This is a genomic window from Enterococcus sp. S86.2, assembly GCF_059834485.2.
The window spans coordinates 1,868,221-1,891,149 of the sequence record NZ_CM206813.1 but is presented as its reverse complement, the minus strand read 5'-3'; the positions used below and the strand labels follow the sequence as shown (position 1 = coordinate 1,891,149).

The following is a 22,929-nucleotide window of genomic DNA, read 5'->3' as shown; positions in this document are numbered from 1 at the left end:
AGTTCATGTGACTTGAACTTTTTTACTTGTAACAGTTTTAAAATTGACGTATGCTTTGGCCAGTGGCAATCATTTCCAGAAAGGATAATTTACATGAAAAAAATAATGATTGGACTGGTACGGGGGTATCAACGCTTTATCTCTCCTTTATTTCCCCCCAGTTGTCGTTATTACCCTACTTGTTCGTCATATATGATTCAAGCAGTAGAAAAACATGGAGCCTTAAAGGGTGGTATTATGGGGACTGCAAGAATATTACGCTGTCATCCTTTTGTAAAAGGCGGCCTAGATTATGTGCCGGAAACTTTCTCCTTGCGTCGGAACCCTAATAAACCAAAAGAAAGTAAAACACAACTTCATCATCACCATCATTCGCGCTAAGAGCTAACCATTCTCTTGGCGTTTTTTTATTTGCCGAAACTAAAGAGTTTCAAAAGAAAGCTAATTTCCTCTATTGAAGGCAAAACAACCGGCAATGCATGGCTTAAAAAAGAATACCTGTCTATAGCTAAATAGTAACCAAGGAATTTTTGGCAGATAACAAAAACAGGTTTAGCGTATTAGATCACTTGTTATAGGATATCTGAAAGTAGACTATCATTACATGTTAGCTAAAAAAGTATTTTAGCTGTTCTGGTCATGAAGGAAACTTCAGTTTTTTTAGCGATTTTTAATGGGTTTGAAGCGTTTAAAATAAGTTGCGTGCTTAGAATATCGTTTGGCTTAACTGAAATTAAATGATAAAATTATTAAAAGAAGATAATAAAAAACTTTGTTTGTTGTTTTTTTTACAAAAGCAGTTCCTGATGTTTATGTTAGTTTGTCATGTTTTCGATGCTTTTGAAATATGTAAAAGGCTTACATAAAATAATTTCGCAATAATTGATGAAATATTCTGAATATTTATTGACTTTGTTCTGAATTTTCAGTATATTTTATAACATATCCCATCGTCCATGGCGGTGTCATGATTATTTTATGAAAACAGCTTGTTTTTAGAAGGCATAATTTTTAACTTTATTGGTTAGCCAAAGCTTTGGGTAAATTTAATATGTATATAAATAGAAGTTTTGGTGTAATCAAAAAATTTTGCCGAGAAAAAGAGGAGGAATAATATGAAAAAGAAATTTGCATTTTTGTTTACGGGGTTAGTGTTGTTATCTGCATGTAGTGCAGCGCCAAAAGGAGGCGGAGCCACAGAAGGTTCTGCTGGAGGAAATAAACAAGAAGGCGATACGATTAAAATCGGAATGAACATGGAATTATCCGGTGCAGTGGCAGCCTATGGAAATGCTGAAAAAGAAGGTATTGAATTAGCAGTCGAGCAAATCAATGCCGATGGTGGTATTGACGGCAAAAAAATAGATTTAATCTCAAAAGATAATAAATCAGATAATAATGAAGCAGGAACTGTCGCGACCAACCTAACAACAAACAGTAAAGTTGTGGCGCTAATTGGGCCAGCGACATCTGGTGCGGTAAAATCTGCATTACCAAATGCAACTAAAGCAGAAGTACCTTTAGTTACACCATCAGGAACAGATGATGCAATCACAAAACAAGGGGATAAAGTCCAAGCTTACGCTTTTCGTTCTTGTTTCCAAGATAGCTTCCAAGGAAAAATTTTAGCAAAATATGCCCATGAAAACTTAAAAGCAGATAAAGCGATTATCTTAGGTGATAATTCCAGTGATTATGGTATTGGCTTAACAAAAGCCTTCAAAGATGAATACAAAGGCAAAATCGTTGCGGAAGAAAACTTTACAGAAGGTGACAAAGATTTCCAAGCAGTCTTAACAAAAATCAAAGACAAAGACTTCAACGTTTTATACATTCCAGGCTACTACACAGAAGCTGGTTTAATTATCAAACAAGCGCGGGAAATGGGAATTGAAACGCCAATTGTGGGGGCTGATGGCTTTGGTGATGCCAAATTGGTAGAAACAGCTGGTGCTAGCAATGTCACAAATGTCTTTTACACAGGTCACTTCTCAACGAAAGCTCCGGCAACAGACAAGGTAGAACCTTTTATTAAAGCTTTTAAGGAAAAGTATGGCAAAGAACCATCTTCATTTAATGCATTAGCTTATGATGCTGTTTATATGGTAAAACAAGCGATTGAAGATGAAGGGTCTGCTGATTCAAGTGCGATTAAAAAAGGTTTAGAAAGCTTGAAAGATTTTAAAGGGGTAACAGGAGAAATGACAATTGATAAAGAACATAACCCTGAAAAATCAGCCGTAGTCCTGGGCTTAACAGATGGAAAAGAAACTTCAGCGGAGACAGTAAATCCGTAAATAAGAACTTTGAAAGGTTGGATAAAGACAGCTGTAGTAAACGATCAGTCATTTGTTTTTAGCATACTGTTAAAAGACAGGCGCTTTCTAAAATAAATGAGGGATACTTTTACTGCAGCGGGACTTTTATCTCAACCTTTTTTTAAAAGATAAATGGATGTGATGAGATGGAAACGATGATTCAACAATTAATAAACGGCTTATTTTTAGGCAGTATATACGCATTATTGGCCTTGGGCTACACAATGGTTTATGGAATCATCAAGTTAATCAACTTTGCTCATGGTGAAGTTTATATGATTGGTAGTTTTATTGGCTATTTTTTGATTAATCTTGGCGGATTGGGATTTTTCCCAGCCCTTTTGATTTCAATGGCGGCTAGTGCGGCATTAGGTGTAGTGATTGAGTTCTTGGCATATCGTCCGTTGCGTAAATCAACTCGAATTGCTGCTTTGATTACAGCAATTGGAGTATCTTATTTACTGCAAAATGTTATGATTTTCTTCTTTAGTCCAGATGTGCGGGCTTTTCCACAAGTAATTAAACGAGCAACATATAGCTTTGGTTTTATTAAAGTCAGCAATATTCAGCTTTTAATTTTAGCAGTCTCAGTTATTTTGATGGTTTTATTACAATTAATTGTAAAGAAAACGAAGATGGGAAAAGCGATGCGGGCAGTCAGCGTTGATCCAGATGCTGCTCAATTAATGGGAATTAATGTGAATCGCACAATTTCTTTTACCTTTGCCTTGGGCTCAGCTTTAGCGGCTGCTGGCGGGATGTTAATTGGTCTTTATTATAACTCGATTGATCCCATGATGGGGGTTACGCCAGGTTTGAAATCCTTTGTTGCCGCCGTATTAGGAGGGATTGGGATTATTCCTGGTGCAGCTTTAGGAGGCTTTGTGATTGGTCTAATTGAGACAATTGCAACGGCGTTAGGCTTTTCTGATTTTAAAGATGCTATTGTTTATTTAGTTTTGATTTTGATTTTATTAATTCGGCCGGCAGGAATTTTAGGCAAGAATATTAAAGAGAAAGTGTAGGTGACCAGGATGAAAAAGAATTTGAAATACAATTTAACCTGGTTAGGCTTGGCTGCTTTAGTCTATGTGGTTTTGTTAGTTTTGTATAACACCGGTGTAATTACCATGTTTACTGACCGGATTATTGTCAATATTGGTATCAACATTATTTTGGCTGTGGGTTTGAATTTGATTATCGGTTTTTCTGGTCAGTTTTCTTTAGGGCACGCTGGGTTTATGGCGATTGGTGCTTATTCCGGTGCTATTATGTCCATTAATAATCCTACTTATGGCGGCTTTTTTACTGGCCTCTTATTAGGAATGGTGATTTCAGGCGCGGTGGCATTAGTAGTCGGCGTTCCAACACTGCGATTAAAAGGCGATTATTTGGCGATTGCAACGTTGGGAATTTCAGAAATTATCCGTATTTTAATTGTTAACATGCGGGATATCACCAATGGTCCAACCGGAATTTTTGGTATTTTACAATTTACCACTTGGGAGACGGTCTACGTCTTTGCCGTATTGACGATCTTAGTCGTGGCAAATTTTGTTCATAGTGGTCCCGGTCGTGCGACATTAGCTGTGCGCGAAGACGAGATAGCAGCCGAGTCGATGGGAGTTAACACAACCAAGTATAAGGTCGTTGCCTTTGTGTTAGGGGCTATTACGGCTAGTATTGCCGGCACGTTATTTGCCGGTTACCAACAATCGGTTTTTCCAAAAGACTATGGCTTTATGAAATCCATTGATATATTAATTATTGTCGTTTTTGGCGGGATGGGTTCAACGACAGGAGCAGTCGTTTCAGCGATTGTCTTGGGCGTTTTAAATATGTTCTTACAAGACTTTGGTTATGTTCGTATGATTGTCTACGCACTAGCGCTAATTATCATTATGATCTTTAAACCAAGTGGCTTGTTGGGAACTTGGGAATTTTCTGTGAAGAAAATTTGGCAAAAATTCACAAAGGGGGATGATGCAGATGCCTCTATTAACAGTTAAAAATTTGACGAAAAACTTTGGTGGCCTGGCTGCAGTTTCTCATGTGAATATGGCGTTGGATACTAATGAATTAGTAGGGTTGATTGGCCCAAATGGTGCAGGAAAAACGACACTATTTAACTTATTAACCGGTGTTTATGAGCCTAGTGCCGGTGATGTGTTATTTTCACCGCAAGGACAAGTTGAAAAGTTAAATGGCGTTAAGCCTTACCACATTGCCAAAATGGGATTATCTCGGACGTTTCAAAATATTCGTTTGTTTAAAGACTTAAGTGTTTTAGATAATGTTCTAATTGCGATGAACGCCAAGCATCAAGAAGGATTTTTTACAAGTATTTTACGTTTGCCGAAATTTTACCGTAATGAAGATGCGCTGAAACAAAAAGCAGTGGAGCTACTGGCAATTTTTGGTTTAGAAAGTAAATTAACGACTTTAGCTAAAAACTTGCCCTATGGCGAACAACGGCGTTTAGAAATTGTGCGGGCTCTAGCAACAGAGCCAAAAATCTTGTTTTTAGATGAACCAGCAGCAGGAATGAATCCGCAAGAGACAGCCGAATTAACGGAATTAATCCGTAAAATTCAAAAGGACTTTCAGCTGACCATTTTGCTAATTGAACACGATATGAGTTTGGTGATGGATGTGTGTCAGCGGATTTATGTTTTGGAATATGGTCGCATTATTGCTGAAGGTGAACCAGAAAAAATCAAAAAAGATCCCCGTGTCATAAAAGCGTATTTGGGAGGGGATATGTAATGTTAGAAATTAAAAATTTAACTGTCCATTACGGTGTTATTGAAGCGGTTCATGATGTGTCATTTAATGTCAATAAAGGGGAGATTGTTTCTTTAATCGGTGCCAATGGTGCTGGAAAAACAACAATTTTACGGACAATTTCAGGTTTATTACGTCCAAGCCAAGGTGAAATTACCTTTAAAGGACAAAGTATTACCAAAACGCCGCCACAAAAAATTGTGGCAGCTGGGTTATCTCAAGTACCAGAAGGACGCCATGTTTTTAGTGGTTTAACAGTACAAGAAAACTTGGAAATGGGTGCATTTTTACGTAAGGACGGGGAGGTAAAACAAGATTACGAACAAGTCTTTCAAAAGTTTCCGGTTTTAAAAGAACGCCGCAACCAAGATGCCGCAACACTTTCTGGTGGTGAACAACAAATGTTGGCTATGGGGCGCGCTTTAATGTCAAAACCTGAATTGCTTTTGTTAGACGAGCCGTCAATGGGACTCGCGCCGATTTTTATTAAAGAAATCTTCAGTATTATTGAAGAAATCAAAGAGCAAGGTACGACGATTTTACTTATCGAACAAAATGCTAAAATGGCTTTGTCTATTGCAGACCGCGGGTATGTCTTGGAAACTGGCAGTGTTGTTTTAGATGGTACAGGAAAAGCATTATTAGCCAGCGATGAAGTGAAAAAAGCTTATTTAGGGGGTTAGAAGATGAGTGTTAGTGATTTTATGACGAAAAACTTAGTAGTAGTAGCACCAGATACACCTATTTTTGATGCGATTGATTTAATGAAACAACACGATATCCATCGTTTGCCCGTTTTGCAACAGGATAAATTAGTCGGATTAATTACAGAAGGCATTATTCAAGAAGCGATGCCTTCAAAAGCCACAAGTTTAAGTGTCTATGAAGCCAATTATTTATTAAATAAGACGACCGTAGGCGATGTCATGGAAAAAAATGTGCTGACCATTGCACCAGATGCATTGCTAGAAGATGCCATTTATAAAATGCGGGAAAATAAGATTGCTGTACTACCAGTAGTAGAAAAAGAAGCAGTCAAAGGAATCATAACCAATAATGATATCTTCGCGGCCTTTTTAAAAATTACTGGTTACAACGATGGTGGGACCCGGATCAGCTTACAAATAGCCGATGATCATGTGGGGATTTTAGCAGAAATTACCAAACTTTTAGCCGAGCATGATTTTAGTATTTTAACGATTGTCGTCAATCGGATGGAACTGGCTACAATTGTTGAAATTCAAGTTCAGTCTCGTAATGTTGAAAAAGTTAAAGAAGTACTAACAGAGGCCGGCTATTTGGTAACTGCAGCAGTTTTAACCAATACGCACAATATGTAAGAAAGATTACAACCCAAACAAAAAATGCACGTACCTTTTAGCGGTTAAAAGTACCAAGATGAGAAGGGGAGGCGGACTTGTTTGGGTTTTTCATTTCCTTTTTATACCCAACAAGATAAGAATATGATAAAATACTTTAGCGAGGTGAGAAGTGTGACGAAGAAAAAAGATATCGAAGTTAAAGTAGAAGAAGTAAAAAAAGATATTAAAGGTAAAAATTACACCGTCAACCAATTATCAATCGGTAAAAAAGTTATTGGTGAAATTTTGACTATGGGTGAAAAGAATTACGAAGCTTTCTTAGGAAAAGAGGATCTAGGCGCTTATAAATCCTTAGATTTAGCGGTGGAAGCTGTGTTATTGCAACATAATTTGCATGACTAAAATTTCTGTAAAAAAAATTGAAATTACCACTTGCATTTTTTAGTTATCTTTTGTATTATAACTAAGTCAGGTTGATTAAAACCTTTCGGAGGAGTAGCGAAGTGGCTAAACGCGACGGACTGTAAATCCGTTCCTTAGGGTTCAGTGGTTCGAATCCACTCTCCTCCACCATTGGGGTATAGCCAAGCGGTAAGGCAAGGGACTTTGACTCCCTCATGCGTTGGTTCGAATCCAGCTACCCCAGTTTCAAACGTATCTTCAATCGAAGATGCGTTTTTTTTGTGCAATAAAAATCTCGCTTTTGTTTTTGAAAAAGCTATTTTCAGACCAGACTTTGTGCGTAAATAGGGGCTGGAATTATATTAATGTTTTAGACCATACGTTACATCTTAAATTTGCTTTTTTTTAAGGTGACAGGTCCTCTTACGTGGATACGAAAAGTAGTAAAATTAAATTTACTAAATGTTACTAAATAAATTGACGTTCCTGCTGATCACCGCTATACTAAAAAAGAGATTGAAAAGGCTTTTTTTCATCGAGATAGTAGATAAACAAAGGAGCGGTGCAGATGGCAACAGTTACAAAGTTAGACAGTAAGGCATTCGGGACGTATTATGAAGTGAAAAATGAAAATGGGGTAGTTTTGGGGCTACATCCTTTTGGGGCGCGTGCCATTTCGTTAGCATTACCAGTCGATGGCACTTTGCGTGATGTATTGGTTGGATGCAAGACAATAACAGACTACAAAGAAAATAGTTATTATAATGCTACCATTGGCCCGGTCGCTGGTCGCATTGCCGGCGCACAGTTTGAATTAGATGAAACAATTTACAAAACAGAGGCCAATCAAAAGGGCAATACATTACATGGTGGTTTTGTAGGATTTGACGCGCGAAATTGGGAGGCACAAACCTTCACTAAGGATAATGAGGCTGGTGTTATCTTCACATTAAATGATCCGGATGGCAATCACGGGTTCCCTGGTAATTTAGCGGCAAAAGCAATTTATACTTTAACCGATGATAATCAATACAGTTTCAAATTTGAAGCAACCACAGACAAAAAAACTTTGTTCAATCCAACCAATCATGGTTACTATAATTTGACGGGTTCGCCCAGTGAGTCAATTGATACGCATAATTTACAAATTAACGCACATTTTGTTGCTAAAACCAATGATGACGTCACAACAACTGGCGAGAAAGTTGCGGTCGCTGGTACAAAATTTGATTTTGTGACAGGTGCTAAAATTGGCGAGACGCTTTTAGATGATCCTTTTTTGATTGATGAAGGAGCCAAAGAAGCATTAACTTTAACTGCACCAGATGGAAAAGTTGCCTTAAGTTTGATGACACAAGCTCCGGCAGTAGTTATTTATACCACCGGCACTGGGGAAGCGGGGACAGTAATGAAAAACGGCGTTATGGCAAATCACGGGGCAGTGGCGATTGAGCCACAAGGGGTGCCTGGTACTGAAATTTACCCTCAATTTGGCAGTATTACTCTGACAGCTGATAAACCTTACACAATGGAAAGTACTTTCAAATTAATTTTTTAAAAAATAGGCACAAAAAAACTTCACTAAAAAATTTGGTGAAGTTTTTTCTTGACCATTTACGTTTACAGACGTAAACTTAAAAAGAAGTTGAGATTACACTTGTAAACGAGGTGAGGATAACATGATGACAGAACCTGTCAAAATCAGCGATGCAGAATGGGAAGTGATGCGGGTATTGTGGACAGTAAAAGCTGCAACTGCGCATGAGATTGCTGAAATTTTAGGTGATAAGATGGATTGGAAGCTTGCTACGGTAAAGACACTATTAGGACGGTTAAGTAAAAAAGAAGTAATTCGGAGTGAGGCAGAAGGTAAAAAATTTATTTATTACCCCAATGTATCAGAAACTGCAACTGTTCGCAGTGCAACCGAAAATCTTTTTTCTCACATCTGTGCCAAAAAGATTGGTGTAACAATCGCTGACTTAATCAACGAAGCAGAATTGACAGCAGCAGATATTGCGGCAATTAATACTGCGCTACTTGCCAAAACACCAGTAGCAAGTATTGCTTGCAATTGTATTCCTGGTCAATGTGAATGTAGGCAACATCAAGTCAAAATAAATCATTAAAAATTATGAAAAGAGGAAATCAAGATGAAACAAACATTTAATATTAGTGGTATGAGTTGTGGGCATTGTGTCGCAAAAGTAGAAGGTACAATCAATGAATTACCGGGCGTGAAAAAAGTCAAAATTAATTTAAAGAAAAACAACGGCGTGGTGAAATACGATGATAGCCAATTAACCGATGAAAAAATTATTGCAGCAGTTACGGCGGCAGGTTATCCAACTGAGGTGGCCTAATGAATAATGAGCAAGTCGCAACCTTTGTCATTACAGGGATGACCTGCGCCAATTGTTCAGCTCGCGTTGAAAAAGAATTAAAGGCACAACCAGGAGTTGCGCAGGCGACAGTCAACTTGGCTACGGAAAAAGCTACCGTACAATTTAATGAAACCACTGCCGAAGCGTTAATTAAAAGTGTGGAAAACATTGGGTATGGTGCAATTTTGGATGATGAAGCGCATCGGCAACAAGTAGCAGAAAAGAAACAAGCACGAATTCAAAAAATGCGACGGGATTTAATGATCAGCGTTGTTTTAGTTGCCCCTTTAATGGTTGCAATGATTGCGATGATACTTGGTGTTGATGCCTCCTGGGTGCACTTTTTTCATCGTCCTATCGTGCAGTTGATTTTAGTTGCCCCGATTCAATTTGGTGTTGGGCTACGCTTTTATAAAGGTGCTTATCATGCTTTAAAAACCAAAGCACCAAACATGGATGTTTTGGTCTCTTTAGGTACTACGGCAGCTTTTATTTTGAGTTTTTATAATGGCTTTTTAGGCGGTGATCCCCATGAACTTTACTTTGAAAGTAGCGGAATGATTATAGCCTTAATTTTACTTGGAAAATACTTGGAAACTACTGCAAAAAATAAAACTAGTTCTGCCATTAAGCAATTGATGCAACTACAAGCAAAAACCGCGCGGGTGGTCAATGAAGATGGGAGCCAAAGTGAAGTAGCCATTGCATCTGTAAGACAAGGAATGCAAGTAATTATTCGCCCTGGAGAGCAAATTCCCGTAGACGGTATTGTGCTCAGTGGTAAAACGACCGTTGATGAAAGTATGCTGACAGGGGAAAGTATGCCTGTGGCAAAAACAAGCAGCAGTACTGTTTTTGGCGGGACTGTTAATAATACCGGCCAATTAGTGATTAAAACCTTGAAAGTCGGCGATGAGACAGTTTTAGCTCGGATTATTCGTATGGTTGAAGATGCCCAAGGACAAAAAGCCCCGATTCAACAAATTGCGGATAAAATTTCAGCAGTGTTTGTACCCAGCGTTTTAGCAATTGCTATGGTAACATTAATTGTAACAGGACTTGTGAGTGGCAATTGGCAGGAAGCTTTAATTCATAGTGTTGCTGTACTAGTTATTGCGTGTCCGTGTGCTTTAGGGCTGGCAACGCCAACTGCAATTATGGTTGGGACTGGACTAGGCGCTAAAAACGGTATCTTAATTAAAGGCGGAGCGGTATTGGAACAAGCTGCGCAACTAAATGCCATTGTCTTAGATAAAACGGGAACAATTACAAAAGGAAAACCTACTGTAACGAATTTGCAATTAGCCACAGCGGATTTATTAACTGTTTTAGTTAGTTTAGAAGCTGCTTCAGAGCATCCCTTAGCCGGTGCAATCGTTGATTATGGCACAGAAAAAAATATTCAAGCCGTAAAGGTTGATCACTTTGAAGCATTGCCTGGTTTGGGGATTGCCGGACAAATAAATGATAAAACTTATTTTGTTGGCAATGCGAAGCTTATGGCAGAAAAAGAAGATTGTGACAACTACCTTTCAAAATTAAACCAATGGTCAAAAGAAGGTAAAACAGTCATGCTGGTTTCAGATGAAACAAATGTTTTAGGGGTCGTAGCTGTAGCTGATGAAATCAAAGCAACTTCCAAAGCGGCAATTGCAACATTACAAAATCATGGGATTGCAGTCTATATGCTAACAGGTGACAACAAGGCCTCAGCTGAATATATTGGTTCACAGGTGGGAATTTCTGTTACGAATGTTTTTGCTGAAGTTATGCCAGATGAAAAATCTGCCAAAGTAGCAGAACTACAAGCAAAAGGTGCATTAGTAGGTATGGTAGGCGACGGAATTAACGATGCGCCTGCCTTAGCCTTAGCTGATGTTGGTATTGCAATGGGAAGCGGAACAGATATTGCCATGGAGACTGCCGATGTAACGTTGATCCACAGTGATTTAACCTATTTGGATCAAATGCTGCAATTGTCAAAAGCGACAATAAAAAAAATAAAACAAAACTTATTTTGGGCATTTGTTTACAATACAATTGGTATTCCCTTTGCTGCTTTAGGCTTTTTAAATCCGATTATTGCTGGCGGTGCAATGGCTTTTAGTTCAGTCAGTGTTTTACTAAACTCACTTAGTCTGAATCGATTAAAACTAGAAAAGAGGGAGTAGTGATGAAAGACGCAAAAGATGTAGATGAAAAAAAGCAGCCAATGAGTCATGATAAAGCGGCAGCTATGGATCATATGGCTCACATGGATCACAAAGGTCATCAGGAAGAAAAGGGTGGAAATTCTGCTGAAAACACCCAGATGGATTCTAATCATAATATGACCGGTAGCAATCCTAATCATATGGATCATGAGCAAATGGAACATGAACACATGGATCATGAGAAAATGAATCATGAGCAAATGGAACATGAACATATGGATCATGGGCACATGAATCACAACCATGGTGATCACGATATGCAGCATATGGATCACGATATGGGTGGGATGGACCACTCTATGCATATGGGAAATTTCAAACAGAAATTTTGGCTTTCTTTAGTTTTAGCAATTCCGATTATTATCCTTTCACCGATGATGGGGGTGAGTCTGCCTTTTCAATTTACTTTTCCTGGTTCTGATTATGTCGTTTTAATTTTGGCTACGATTTTATTTATTTATGGTGGTCAACCATTTTTAAGCGGAGCTAAAATGGAATTACAAATGAAAAATCCTGCAATGATGACCCTAATTGCCATGGGGATTACGGTATCGTATATCTATAGTCTTTATGCATTTATTGCCAATCACTTTTTACACACCGAACATGTGATGGATTTCTTCTGGGAATTGGCGACCTTAATTGTGATTATGCTGCTGGGGCATTGGATTGAAATGAATGCTGTCTCAAATGCCAGCAGTGCTTTAAAAAAATTGGCTGAATTACTACCAGATACCGTGACAAGAGTTAATAAAGCGGGAAAAGAAGAAAAAATCTCGCTACAAGAAGTCCACGAAGGTGACACGTTAATTGTTCGTGCTGGAGATAAAATGCCAACAGACGGTCAGATTTTAAAGGGTGAAACAACTGTTGATGAGTCTGCCGTTACTGGTGAATCCCGAGGTGTGATCCGTAAAACTGGAGATCAAGTTATTGGCGGTTCTGTTAATGGCGACGGTACAATCCAAATTGAAGTAACCGGTACTGGTGAAAATGGATATTTAGCCAAAGTGATGAAAATGGTCAAAGACGCCCAAGCTGAAAAATCACATTTGGAAGCTTTGTCAGACAAAGTAGCAAAATGGCTTTTTTATGTCGCTTTAGTCGCTGGGGTATTGGCATTTGTCGCTTGGCTTGTAGCAGCGGATCTGCCAACGGCACTTGACCGCATGGTGACAGTCTTTGTAATTGCGTGTCCCCATGCTTTGGGCTTAGCAATTCCGCTTGTAGTGGCACGTTCAACTTCTCTAGCTGCCCAAAACGGGTTATTGCTAAAAAATCGGAATGCTATTGAGAATACGCATGATTTAGATGCAATTCTTTTAGATAAAACAGGGACCTTAACAGAAGGTACTTTTGCGGTCACCGGCGTTGAAATATTAGCCGCAGATTGGCAAGAAGACCAGGCGCTACAATACATTGGTGCTTTAGAAAAAAACGCCAATCACCCAATTGCAACCGGAATTATGAAATATATCGAAGAAAAAGAAATTGAAGTTCTAAAAGGCGAAGATTTAAAAAATATTGCTGGTGTCGGCTTGTCTGGTGTCGTTAATAACACCCAAGTTCTAATAGCAAACGACAAAGAGCTAGCAAAACGCAAACAAACAGTTGATAAGAAAACGTTGGCACCTTATTTAACACAAGGCAATACAATTAGTTACTTGTTTGTTGATGATAAATTAATTGCCCTCATTGCCTTAGGGGACAAGGTAAAACCGGAAGCAAAAACCTTTATTCAAGCGCTAAAAGATCGTGGTGTTGAGCCGGTTATGTTGACTGGTGACAATCAAGAAGCCGCTACAGCTGTTGCCAATTATTTAGGCATTGATAATTTTCATGCAGGGCTATTACCCGATGGCAAAGAAAAAATTGTTAGTGAAATGACGAATGCCGGTAAAAAAGTAGCTATGGTAGGAGATGGCATTAATGATGCTCCAGCCTTAGCCCGCGCGACAGTGGGAATTGCGATTGGTGCAGGGACCGATGTTGCAATTGACTCTGCTGATGTGGTCTTGACCAATAGTAATCCAGAAGATATTTTACACTTCTTGGATTTATCAAAACAAACACGGAACAAAATGATTCAAAACTTATGGTGGGGTGCAGGCTACAATATTGTGGCGATTCCTTTAGCTGCTGGTATTTTGGCACCAATTGGGATCATTTTAAGCCCAGCTGTGGGAGCAATTTTGATGTCTTTAAGTACGGTTATTGTGGCTATTAATGCCATGACTTTAAAAATTAAAAAATAGTCATTGAAACTGTAAAGTCATAGAAATTTTATGATTTTACAGTTTTTTTATTTGTAGAAAAAAATTTTAGCCTAGTCAAAAAGTCAATTTTAAGCCGTTATTTGAAAAAATAGCGTGTATATTTGTTGTAGGTGTGTCAGACTTTATTGTTTTTTGTGGCAATATGCACAGGATTTGCTAAAATGAAATAACAATAGAAAAATCATTTGCCTCATCTAAGCTTAGGTGTGCTATAATGTGTTCGTTGAACTACTTTGCTATGGAATTGATAAATACTAAATACGCAGGGCGGCTTGCTGACTGCCTTTTCTATAGTGGGAATTTTTCAAGGAGGAAGCAAAATGGAACTGAAAAAGTTAGAGGTGCCGACGACTTCTATTACCGAAGTGAAAAAATCTCCAATGGATGTTTTTAATCAGGCTCGAGAAGCGGGAACAGCAGTTTACGTTTTTAATCGGGAAAAAGTAGCCGGTGTAATGTTGACCCAAGAACAATATGAAAATCTATTACAGGAATTACATAATCGTCCAGAAGTGGAAGAGGATGATTTACAAACAGCCGATGGTCTAGAAGAATTTTTAGGAAAAATGCGGACTGCTTTGATTACAGGTTCTGTAATTTCAGCTAAAAATTTAGATGAGCGGATGGTTGCCCTCGGTTTTATTACCCGTAAGACCGGTTTTGGCGGTGTTGTGGATATGATATCTGAATTAAAAGAAAGCGGCAAAATTGTCTATCAGTTACGCAAAAAACACGAAGGTAAAACGATTGTCGCAGAAATTATCGGAGAACAAGATAGCACCTCTAGTTTATTTGACAAATTGATTATTAAAAAGATTCATTTGAAAGAGTCTTAAAATAATAGCATTACTTGTTAAACGTGGGGCGCTGAATGTTTAGAGTTTTTATGAGGCAAATAAAGGCTTCAAGTTACTTATTCGTGTAAGTAACTTGAAGCCTTTTTATAATTTATAACGCTATTTAAAAAGATGTACTTGTAGGGTCGTCGCCCAAATAATACCAATAATTTGCGGGATTAAATAGAGGACAGACAAAAGTAATACTAAAAATGCTGGGTTAAAAGGTTGGTAGAAAAAGTGCCATTCAGGATGTTGATTTTGCAAAATAACGGAAAAAACAGTAGAAAGAATATTGCCTAAAAACCATAAGAATAACTGATCACAGGCTTTAAAATAAAAACCGACACCAAGTGAAAAAATTAGTGTGATTAAAAAGCCAAACATCGAATGAAAATATGTATCAAGAAGTAAGGATAAGTAGACAAATGGAATTGCAAAAAACATGACGGGTAGTTTCAAAAATGCTTTTGACATCGGGCACCTCCTAGTTTAAGATGAATTACAAGTAACGGTGTTTTTTTAGTTATAATTCATTTTAGGTACTAAAAATGATAAAAACAACGTTATTTAATCATTTTGTTTTGAAAGTAATAAAATTCTTATTTTCCTCTTTGTTAAATAAAATAGAACGTTTTTTATTTTTTCGAATTTTTCGAATAAGACTGAATTTTATATGGAAGTAATTGTTATATTTTTCAGATCGATAAATGATTGTTAAAGCACTACAGCCAGCAAGTTTAATTGTTATCAAATCAGTAAGGAGATACTTTGATGATTGAAGCAAGTCAAATTTTAGATAAAATGAAGAACCAAAAAATTAACTATGACTACGTTTTACGGAAAATGATTACCCGTTGGGAAGAAGAAGAAAAACGCCCCACAATTTTGATTCATAGTTGTTGTGCTCCTTGCAGTACGTATACTTTAGAATTTTTAACACAATATGCAGACGTTACGATTTATTTTGCCAACTCCAATATTCACCCCAAAAGTGAATATGAGCGCCGTTTACTCGTACAAAAGAAATTCGTCGCCGATTTTAATGAAAAGACCGGCGCTGAGGTGGGGTTTATTGCTGCCGATTATAAACCCAATGAATTTTTAGCCATTATCAAAGAAAACCACCTACAAGATGAACCAGAAGGTGGCAAAAGATGTACGGCTTGTTTTCAAATGCGCCTCGATTTAGTAGCAGAAGAGGCGTTAAAGCTGGGGTATGATTATTTTGGTAGTGCCCTGACAATTTCGCCAAAGAAAAATGCGCAATTAATTAATCAGATCGGGATGGACATTCAAAAAATTTACAGTGTGAATTATCTACCAAGCGATTTTAAAAAGAATAAAGGTTATGAACGCTCTATTCAAATGTGTAAGGAATACGATGTCTTTCGTCAATGCTATTGTGGCTGTGTTTTTGCTGCCAAACAACAAGGGGTAGATTTAAAAGCTGTGAACAAAGAAGCCAAAGCCTACTTAGCACAACAGTCAGAGCTGGCTCATTAAAATTTTGCCACTTTAAACCGTACTAAAGACTGAAACACACAGTTTTTAGCACGGTTTTTCTGTATTTTGTACTGCATTTTATTTTTATTGAAAATTTCACTGCCGCTTTTTTTCATTTTATGGTAGGATAAAACATAAAACGTGATACAGTATCAAGGTTATTCATAAAAAGGAGTGGAGAAGATGGATTTAACAAAACGCTTCAACAAACAAGTTTATCAAATTGCAGTTTCTTTAATCCGCCAGTTTGATGAAAAAGTTTCCGGCATTGAAGATATTTTGAAATTGACTTTAGGAGAACCAGATTTCAATACCCCCGATCATGTCAAAACAGCTGGTAAAGATGCCATTGAGCAAAACTTCAGTCATTATACCGGAATGTCTGGCTTAGCAGACGTCAGGGAAGCTGCTGCTCTTTTTTTAAAGCAGAAATATCACGTCGCCTATGATTACACTTCAGAAGTTTTAGTGACAATTGGTGCTACAGAGGCAATTTCCGCTTCATTGTTAGCTGTTTTAAATCCTGGCGATAAAGTACTATTACCTGCCCCTATTTACCCTGGGTATGAACCGGTTATTACCTTAGCCGCAGCCAAACCAATTTATATGGATACAACTGGTGATAATTTTGTTTTGACACCAAAAGTTTTGGAGGAGCATCTAATTGCCCATGGGGATGCTGTTAAGGCAGTAATTTTAAACTATCCAAGTAATCCTACTGGAGTTACTTATTCCAAAGCAGAAGTTAAGGCTTTGGCGGACGTCTTAAGAAAATATCCGGTATTTGTCATTAGTGATGAAATTTATAGCGAACTTTCTTATGATGAAGAGCACGTTTCGATTGCCGAATTTTTACGGGAGCAAACTATCTTGATTAATGGCCTATCGAAATCTCACGCCATGACCGGTTGGCGAATTGGTTTTATTTTTGCACCAAAAGAGTTGACTCAAGAAATCATTAAAGTTCACCAATATTTGGTAACCGCTGCTTCTACAATTTCACAAAAAGCGGCAGTTCGGGCTTTAATTGAGGGAATTGACGATGGTTTAATCATGAAAGAAGAGTATCGCTTACGGCGGGATTTTTTATATGAAAAAATGACAGCACTGGGTTTTGAAGTAGCTAAACCCTCCGGTGCGTTTTATCTTTTTGCCAAAATTCCTGCACATTTGGAACAAGATTCCATGAAATTTTGTATCGATTTAGCACAAAAGGCCAAATTAGCTGTTATTCCTGGGATTGCTTTTGGAAAAGAAGCAGAGGGGTATATTCGCTTAAGCTATGCTTCTAGTATGGAAAAATTAGTTGAAGCCATCGACCGCTTGACTGCTTATTTGGAAAATTAAATAAGATAAAAAAGATGGTCACCAATTCTTTTGCTTTCGTTTACAAGACGAAAGCAAAGATTTGTTAGCCATCTTTTTTTAGGTTATAAAATTTTTTTACCACAGTTGTTCTTTGTTACTTTCAAAGAGTTGACGGTTTTTTTGTTAAATTTCGACTTTACGCATCAGACGACGAGTAGCCCAGTATTCTAAATCACTTAATAGAGCACCGATTTTTAGTAAAACTTCTTCGGATAATTCTTGCCGCATACTAACGCTAGATAAAAAGCGGCTGTGATAATTTGATTCTTGGTTTAAAAATGAGGTGGCAAAAGCATTTAGTTCTTCTTCTAAATTGACACTCGTGTCCTCACCTGAATAGTGAAGCCAAAATTCAACGGCGTAGCCGTAATGAACAAGTTCATAATCGGGATTTAAAAAGCACACAGGTAAATCTTCAAGTAATAGTTTCAGCTGGTTATAGTGAGTGCTTGTTGCAAAGTGGTGAACACAGAAGTTTTCAAATTGAGAATTAGGCAGCTGTACGAGTTCTTTTAAAATCGGGGAGCCATAGCGTTTCTTCTGTTGTAGTAAACGGGCTTTTTCAGCTGCCCATAGTTCTAAATCCCGCAGTAATGGTTCTAGTAAGAAGAAGCGATATTTTGCCCCTAATTCAATGTCTTTGACGATGGCTTGATAATTTTTGGGTAGATAGCTGTTTTGCTCAAAAAAAGCTTGGACGTGGCGTGCAACAAAATTTTCTTTGTCAACAGGAGCAAATTGTTCCCATAAAATACTTGCATACCCCATTACATATCGGTTACCGTTACCATCTTCTTTTGGCACATAGGCGTATTTTGGCATTGTCGCCAAAACGGAACCATTTTTTTTGTTTTTAAGATAATAAACGGAAAAGTCTACTTCTTCACCGTCAAAATATTGGGTGATTTTCTCTTGGAAAGTGACAAAATCCATCTGTTCTAAAAGACGTGTCGTTTGTTCTTTACTTAAGTGCATCAGCGCCCCTACTTTCGGAAGTTTTCGTAATCTCATCTTAAGTTAATTGTAATTTAATTATATCGGGTATTTAGACAGAAGTAAACTAATGTAAAATAGATGCAAAGTAAATGAATGAAATGAAAGAAGGTTTTGAAATGAAATATGCTATAACCGAGTTTTTTCGTCGTTATCGTCAAGGTATTATCTTTTTTGAACAATTGCTCTTCATTCCGACAATGGTCATGATGTTAGCGGTGGGCATGCAGTATTTTGTTCGTTTTTTTCTGACTTTTATTGCAGTCGGAATCTTTTATAGTGTGATTCATTTTTTTGTACATAAAAAGCAAAGTAAAAAAGAACGTCTTTATATTTTATTACATCCCAATCACGATCAACGGGAGAATGTTTTATTCATTGTGTTAACATTATTTTTGCTTTATGCATTTATTGTCTTTAACTTTATTAGATAATAAAAAAGTCAAAAGAATTCTGCAGCTTAAAGCCAAAGGAGCAAAACGTGCAAAAATGGCTTTTTTTTCGCACATTTTAACTTTTAACTAAAGAAGGAAGCGTGAAATAAGCCAGTTGGAAAAGCTTTTTTCACTCCTGTAACAGGACAGATAAAAAACCACTTATGAAAAAATCATAAGTGGTTTTTTTAATCTTCAAAAAGTAACTTAGAATTATTTAACTATTTATTCAAATAATTGAATAAACCGCCAATGGTTTTGTCGTCTAATTCAATTTCTTTGCCGTCTAATAGTGCTTTGGTTACTTGATAGTTATCTTGTAAGTCTGGCACTTCTTTATATTGCGCCCCAACAAAATCACTAGCTTTGTCGTATTTTTTTACTTCTTCATCTGAACCGGTTACGATGTAATGAATTTCTAACATGATTATCAATTCCTTTCTTATGTAACACAATTGTCTTTACAACTTTTATTATATTCCTTTTTTTTAAAATGAGGGTGAAATAAGCTCATGACAAATTGGTTTACGTAAATTTTACAATGCTTGATAAAATCTTTACACACTGCTTATATCAAGTTTACAAAGCTTGTGTAAACTGAATTTGTAATTAAAGATAGGAGTGGAAAACGTGAAAAAAGTATATTTAGTAGCAACTGCAGTGGCAGCAACTTTATTATTAGCGGCCTGTGGGAATGGCAGTGCAAAAACTGGAGAAGAAAATAAAGCAAGCGGTGCAAAAATTACCGCGGTTGGTTCAACAGCCTTACAACCATTAGTTGAGGCAGCCAAAGATAGTTTTACTACTGAAAATCCCAATTATCAAATTACTGTTCAAGGTGGCGGAAGTGGTACAGGGTTGAGCCAAGTTGCTGCTGGTGCTGTAACGATTGGCAACTCAGATGTTTTTGCCGAAGAAAAAGATGGTGTCGATGCAAAAGAGCTAGTGGACCACAAAGTAGCGGTTGTAGGAATGGCTCCGGTAGTAAATAAAGACGTCGCAGTCAAAAATATTTCCCAACAGCAATTAATTGACATTTTTACTGGTAAAATTACCAACTGGAAAGAAGTTGGCGGCAAAGATGAAAAAATTGCAGTCGTTAATCGTGCTTCTGGCAGTGGGACCAGAGCAACTTTTGAAAAATGGGGACTTGATGGTGCAACACCGGTGCAATCCCAAGAACAAGATTCTTCTGGCACCGTGAAAAAAATAGTCGCAGAAACACCGGGGGCTATCAGTTACTTGGCGTTATCTTATATTGACGATAGTTTACAGGAACTTTCTGTTGATAATGTGACGCCAACCCCAGAAAATATCGAAACAAACAAATGGAAAATCTGGTCTTACGAACACATGTATACAAAAGGTGAACCAGACAAGGATGTAAAAAAATTCTTGGATTATCTACTAACCGATGAAATTCAAAACGGTCCTGTAAAAGAATTGGGTTACCTGCCAATTACCACCATGAAAATTGAACGTTCTGTTGATGGTAAGGTGACAAACAAATAGTCACACTCCTTTTAAGAACTAGTTAAAAAAGCTACTGACAATAAATTTTGTCAGTAGCTTTTTGCCGTTTAGCTCTATTTAGAGCTTTGGTAGTGTCACGGTGAAGGTTGAGCCAACGCCGGGGTGACTTTCTAATTGGACTTTGCCTCCGAGTTTTTCAACAGATTCTTTTACAATGGCTAAGCCTAAACCGGTGCCGCCGGATTGTCTTGCGCGGGCTTTGTCTACCCGATAGAAGCGTTCAAAAATGCGTTGTTGATCATCGCTGTCAATGCCAAGGCCTTGATCTGAAACGTTTAAGGTTAAATTATCTGCTAGAGTATAGCTAATTGTAATTTTTTTAGCTTCTGGTGTGTACTTAATTGCATTTTCAATTAAATTTTTAGCAATCGGATAGAAAAGTTCAACTTTTGTGGACCAGACTAAAGCTTGATCTCCTACTAAATGAACACTTAAATTTTTCGCTTGAATTTGAGCTTGATAACTTTCTAAAATTTGGGCTAAAAGTTCCGCGACAGTGATGTTTTGAATCGGGTAATCTAGGGCTTGACGTCCTTTTGAAAGCTGAATGATATCTTGGATTAAAGCTTGCAGCCGTTTGGCATCTTTTTCCATAATGCGTAAAAATTCTGTCGTTGTCTTTGGATCATCTTTGGCACCATCTAAGAGCGTTTCGGTAAAGCCAATTAAGGAGGTGACAGGTGTTTTTAGTTCGTGGGAAACATTGCTGACGAAATCTTGCTGCATTTTTTCCAGTTGGCGCACTTGTGTCATATCATAAGACATCACTAAAATTTGCCGTTCTTCGTTAAATAAACGCAAATCAATGTCCAGCACGCGTTCACCGTTTTGATGTAAGGTAATTTCATCATGTAAAAAAGGATTATTCGGTGAGATGCGATAGACTAGCTGAATAAGTTGCGGATCTTTAATCACTTCGGCAAAATTAACTTTTTCTGCTAGATTTTGAAATAAGCCAAGTTGCCGTTTCATTTCAGGGTTGATCATGACGAGTTTGTTTTCACTATCGACAATGAAAATACCAATCATTAAATCGTTTAAAAGTGTATGCAGCTTGTGTTCGGTTGCAGAATAGGCTTTATACGTGTGGCTCATTTGTTCGCTTAATTGATTTAAGGCTTGATAAAGCTCTTCCCATTGCGGCGTGGTTTGCATAATTGTTTCAGTACGGGTGGGATTAGCCACCATTTTTTTGATCGCTGGCAATAAAGTTTCTAAAGGCCGATTTTTTTGGCGTAAAAAATATAAGACAAAAATGGTAATCAACAAGCACAAAATCACATACACTGTTAAAATTGAATTTCTAACGCTACTAGCAGCGGTCATAAAAGTTGTCGTGCTTTCGGCGATCCGTAAAATACCAATTAAATGATTGTCTTGCTCCACAGGTAACGCGACATAGAGTAATTCTTTTTTTAAAGTGGCACTTTTTCGCAGCGAAGTACCCAATTTTCCTCCGGCTAAGACGGTTTTTACCTCGGGACGATTGGAGCGGGTCCCTAAAAGATTGCTATTAGAAGTATCAAAAATAATTTTACCAGTAGCCGACAGATAAGTTACCCGTTCATCTACGTGTTCAATATAGTGCTGACTCAATTGACGTAGACTCGCCTCATTATAATTTTCTTCTTTTGCCATTCGTAACAGTAGATTCCCTTTTTTTTCTAAGTAATTCTCTTGTTGGCTTAAGACCTGGTGCTCAAAAAAACCACCAATTAATTGCCAGGCTCCTACAAAAAGCACGAGTAATGTTGTAATCCACAGCAAATATTCTAAAACACGCCGTTTTTTCATGCTTTGGGCTCCTGAAATTTGTAACCAAAGCCTCTAACTGTTAAAAGATAGCGGGGATTTTTAGGATCTTCTTCAATTTTTTCCCGTAAATGTGAAACGTGTACATCCACGATGCGACTTTGACCGGCAAAGTCGAAATTCCAGATGCGGTCTAATAGCGTATCACGGTCAATCACACGATCTTTTCGCTTCATAAAGTAGACGAGTAATTCAAATTCTTTGGGGGTTAAAAATATCTTTACGTCGTTAACGGTGACTTCGTAATTATCCATATCCGCTTTAATTGCACCGATTTGTAAAATTTCTCCGGTTAATTCATCGTCGGCATCTTTTGGCTCATTGGTGCGCAACGGAGTTTCAACTGGACGCATCCGTCGAAAAATAGCTTTCATGCGGGCCAAAACTTCTCTGGGACTAAAGGGTTTAGTCAGGTAATCATCAGCGCCGATTTCTAAGCCTAAGATTCGATCAATCGTATCATCTTTTGCCGTTAATAATAAAATCGGCGTTTCTTTTTTTTCTTGCCGTAATTTTTTCGTAATTTCAATGCCGTCAATTCCCGGCAGCATAATATCTAAGATAATAAAGTCAAAATCTTTGGTTAAAGCCAATTTTAAGCCAGTTGTACCATCTGTGGCAGAGGTCACAACGTAACCTTCTTTTTCTAAATTAAAGGTCAGCAATGTGACGATGGAAGGTTCATCGTCAACGATTAACACTTTTTTCATAGCAAACTCCTTTGCGGTGTTTTTCTTAGTCGCATACC

General features: G+C 37.7%; 23 protein-coding genes and 2 tRNA genes. 20 read left to right on the top strand and 5 right to left on the bottom strand.

Going from position 1 to position 22,929, the window contains the following annotated elements; all coding sequences use genetic code 11:
• The first annotated feature begins 93 nt into the window (after nt 1–93).
• The 16 genes from yidD to AC6R0T_RS08810 all read left to right on the top strand — a co-directional run bounded on the left by yidD (nt 94) and on the right by AC6R0T_RS08810 (nt 14,535).
• Nucleotides 94–381, top strand: a complete 288-nt coding sequence (yidD, locus tag AC6R0T_RS08885) for a membrane protein insertion efficiency factor YidD (RefSeq protein ID WP_206904922.1) — start codon at nt 94–96, stop codon at nt 379–381.
• 734 nt (nt 382–1,115) lie between these two features.
• Nucleotides 1,116–2,297, top strand: a complete 1,182-nt coding sequence (locus AC6R0T_RS08880) for an ABC transporter substrate-binding protein (RefSeq protein WP_206904919.1) — start codon at nt 1,116–1,118, stop codon at nt 2,295–2,297.
• Between the two features lie 167 nt (nt 2,298–2,464).
• Complete coding sequence (locus AC6R0T_RS08875) at nt 2,465–3,343, top strand: branched-chain amino acid ABC transporter permease (RefSeq protein ID WP_206904916.1); 879 nt, start codon at nt 2,465–2,467, stop codon at nt 3,341–3,343.
• A 9-nt stretch (nt 3,344–3,352) separates the two neighbouring features.
• Nucleotides 3,353–4,327, top strand: a complete 975-nt coding sequence (locus AC6R0T_RS08870; RefSeq protein WP_303754696.1) for a branched-chain amino acid ABC transporter permease — start codon at nt 3,353–3,355, stop codon at nt 4,325–4,327.
• Nucleotides 4,308–5,084 (top strand): ABC transporter ATP-binding protein, encoded by a 777-nt coding sequence (locus AC6R0T_RS08865; RefSeq protein ID WP_230709150.1) that lies wholly within the window; start codon nt 4,308–4,310, stop codon nt 5,082–5,084. Before AC6R0T_RS08870 ends, AC6R0T_RS08865 begins: the two co-directional genes overlap by 20 nt.
• Nucleotides 5,084–5,785 carry an ABC transporter ATP-binding protein gene (locus AC6R0T_RS08860; RefSeq protein WP_206904906.1) on the top strand — a complete coding sequence of 234 codons (702 nt, stop codon included), beginning with the start codon at nt 5,084–5,086 and terminating at the stop codon, nt 5,783–5,785. The genes AC6R0T_RS08865 and AC6R0T_RS08860 overlap by 1 nt, the downstream gene beginning before the upstream one ends.
• 3 nt (nt 5,786–5,788) lie before the next feature.
• Nucleotides 5,789–6,442, top strand: a complete 654-nt coding sequence (locus AC6R0T_RS08855) for a CBS and ACT domain-containing protein (RefSeq protein WP_230709149.1) — start codon at nt 5,789–5,791, stop codon at nt 6,440–6,442.
• Nucleotides 6,443–6,565: 123 nt separating this feature from the next.
• Nucleotides 6,566–6,826 carry a DUF2969 domain-containing protein gene (locus tag AC6R0T_RS08850; RefSeq protein WP_206905334.1) on the top strand — a complete coding sequence of 87 codons (261 nt, stop codon included), beginning with the start codon at nt 6,566–6,568 and terminating at the stop codon, nt 6,824–6,826.
• Nucleotides 6,827–6,913: 87 nt separating this feature from the next.
• A tRNA-Tyr gene (locus AC6R0T_RS08845) sits at nt 6,914–6,997 on the top strand.
• 1 nt (nt 6,998) lies between these two features.
• Nucleotides 6,999–7,070 (top strand) — tRNA-Gln (locus AC6R0T_RS08840).
• Between the two features lie 324 nt (nt 7,071–7,394).
• Nucleotides 7,395–8,384 (top strand): aldose epimerase family protein, encoded by a 990-nt coding sequence (locus tag AC6R0T_RS08835; RefSeq protein WP_303754697.1) that lies wholly within the window; start codon nt 7,395–7,397, stop codon nt 8,382–8,384.
• A 121-nt stretch (nt 8,385–8,505) separates the two neighbouring features.
• Nucleotides 8,506–8,955 (top strand): CopY/TcrY family copper transport repressor, encoded by a 450-nt coding sequence (locus AC6R0T_RS08830; protein ID WP_303754698.1) that lies wholly within the window; start codon nt 8,506–8,508, stop codon nt 8,953–8,955.
• Nucleotides 8,956–8,979: 24 nt separating this feature from the next.
• Entirely contained in the window at nt 8,980–9,189 is a 210-nt protein-coding gene (gene copZ, locus AC6R0T_RS08825) for a copper chaperone CopZ (RefSeq protein WP_206904896.1), read from the top strand.
• Nucleotides 9,189–11,381 (top strand): heavy metal translocating P-type ATPase, encoded by a 2,193-nt coding sequence (locus tag AC6R0T_RS08820; protein WP_282462319.1) that lies wholly within the window; start codon nt 9,189–9,191, stop codon nt 11,379–11,381. The genes copZ and AC6R0T_RS08820 overlap by 1 nt, the downstream gene beginning before the upstream one ends.
• A 182-nt stretch (nt 11,382–11,563) precedes the next feature.
• The gene (locus AC6R0T_RS08815) at nt 11,564–13,678 is read left to right on the top strand and encodes a heavy metal translocating P-type ATPase (RefSeq protein ID WP_303754763.1); all 2,115 of its coding nucleotides are present in this window, start codon (nt 11,564–11,566) and stop codon (nt 13,676–13,678) included.
• A 341-nt stretch (nt 13,679–14,019) separates the two neighbouring features.
• The gene (locus tag AC6R0T_RS08810) at nt 14,020–14,535 is read left to right on the top strand and encodes a type II toxin-antitoxin system Phd/YefM family antitoxin (RefSeq protein WP_206904883.1); all 516 of its coding nucleotides are present in this window, start codon (nt 14,020–14,022) and stop codon (nt 14,533–14,535) included.
• Nucleotides 14,536–14,655: 120 nt separating this feature from the next.
• Here the strand turns inward: AC6R0T_RS08810 and AC6R0T_RS08805 are convergent, their stop codons facing one another.
• Complete coding sequence (locus AC6R0T_RS08805) at nt 14,656–15,012, bottom strand: hypothetical protein (protein WP_206904881.1); 357 nt, start codon at nt 15,010–15,012, stop codon at nt 14,656–14,658.
• A 297-nt stretch (nt 15,013–15,309) separates the two neighbouring features.
• Between AC6R0T_RS08805 and AC6R0T_RS08800 the strand changes: the two genes are divergently transcribed.
• Nucleotides 15,310–16,041, top strand: a complete 732-nt coding sequence (locus AC6R0T_RS08800) for an epoxyqueuosine reductase QueH (protein ID WP_303754699.1) — start codon at nt 15,310–15,312, stop codon at nt 16,039–16,041.
• 183 nt (nt 16,042–16,224) lie between these two features.
• Nucleotides 16,225–17,388, top strand: a complete 1,164-nt coding sequence (locus tag AC6R0T_RS08795; RefSeq protein ID WP_206904878.1) for a pyridoxal phosphate-dependent aminotransferase — start codon at nt 16,225–16,227, stop codon at nt 17,386–17,388.
• A 144-nt stretch (nt 17,389–17,532) separates the two neighbouring features.
• Here AC6R0T_RS08795 and AC6R0T_RS08790 read toward each other — a convergent pair whose 3' ends face one another.
• Nucleotides 17,533–18,384, bottom strand: coding sequence for a hypothetical protein (locus AC6R0T_RS08790; protein WP_282462322.1), 852 nt, complete (start codon nt 18,382–18,384; stop codon nt 17,533–17,535).
• A 110-nt stretch (nt 18,385–18,494) separates the two neighbouring features.
• Between AC6R0T_RS08790 and AC6R0T_RS08785 the strand changes: the two genes are divergently transcribed.
• A complete protein-coding gene (locus AC6R0T_RS08785; protein ID WP_230709139.1) occupies nt 18,495–18,836 on the top strand; it encodes a hypothetical protein in 342 nt (113 codons plus the stop codon).
• 221 nt (nt 18,837–19,057) lie between these two features.
• Here AC6R0T_RS08785 and AC6R0T_RS08780 read toward each other — a convergent pair whose 3' ends face one another.
• The gene (locus tag AC6R0T_RS08780) at nt 19,058–19,261 is read right to left on the bottom strand and encodes a DUF4649 family protein (RefSeq protein WP_206904875.1); all 204 of its coding nucleotides are present in this window, start codon (nt 19,259–19,261) and stop codon (nt 19,058–19,060) included.
• A 205-nt stretch (nt 19,262–19,466) separates the two neighbouring features.
• Here AC6R0T_RS08780 and AC6R0T_RS08775 point away from each other — a divergent pair, with 205 nt between their 5' ends.
• Nucleotides 19,467–20,348 carry a phosphate ABC transporter substrate-binding protein gene (locus AC6R0T_RS08775; RefSeq protein WP_303754701.1) on the top strand — a complete coding sequence of 294 codons (882 nt, stop codon included), beginning with the start codon at nt 19,467–19,469 and terminating at the stop codon, nt 20,346–20,348.
• A gap of 78 nt (nt 20,349–20,426) precedes the next feature.
• Here AC6R0T_RS08775 and AC6R0T_RS08770 read toward each other — a convergent pair whose 3' ends face one another.
• Both AC6R0T_RS08770 and AC6R0T_RS08765 read right to left on the bottom strand, forming a co-directional pair.
• On the bottom strand, nt 20,427–22,163 hold the full coding sequence (locus tag AC6R0T_RS08770; RefSeq protein ID WP_206904871.1) for a sensor histidine kinase: 1,737 nt from the start codon (nt 22,161–22,163) through the stop codon (nt 20,427–20,429).
• Nucleotides 22,160–22,891 (bottom strand): response regulator transcription factor, encoded by a 732-nt coding sequence (locus tag AC6R0T_RS08765; RefSeq protein ID WP_303754702.1) that lies wholly within the window; start codon nt 22,889–22,891, stop codon nt 22,160–22,162. The genes AC6R0T_RS08770 and AC6R0T_RS08765 overlap by 4 nt, the downstream gene beginning before the upstream one ends.
• Between the last annotated feature and the right edge of the window lie 38 nt (nt 22,892–22,929).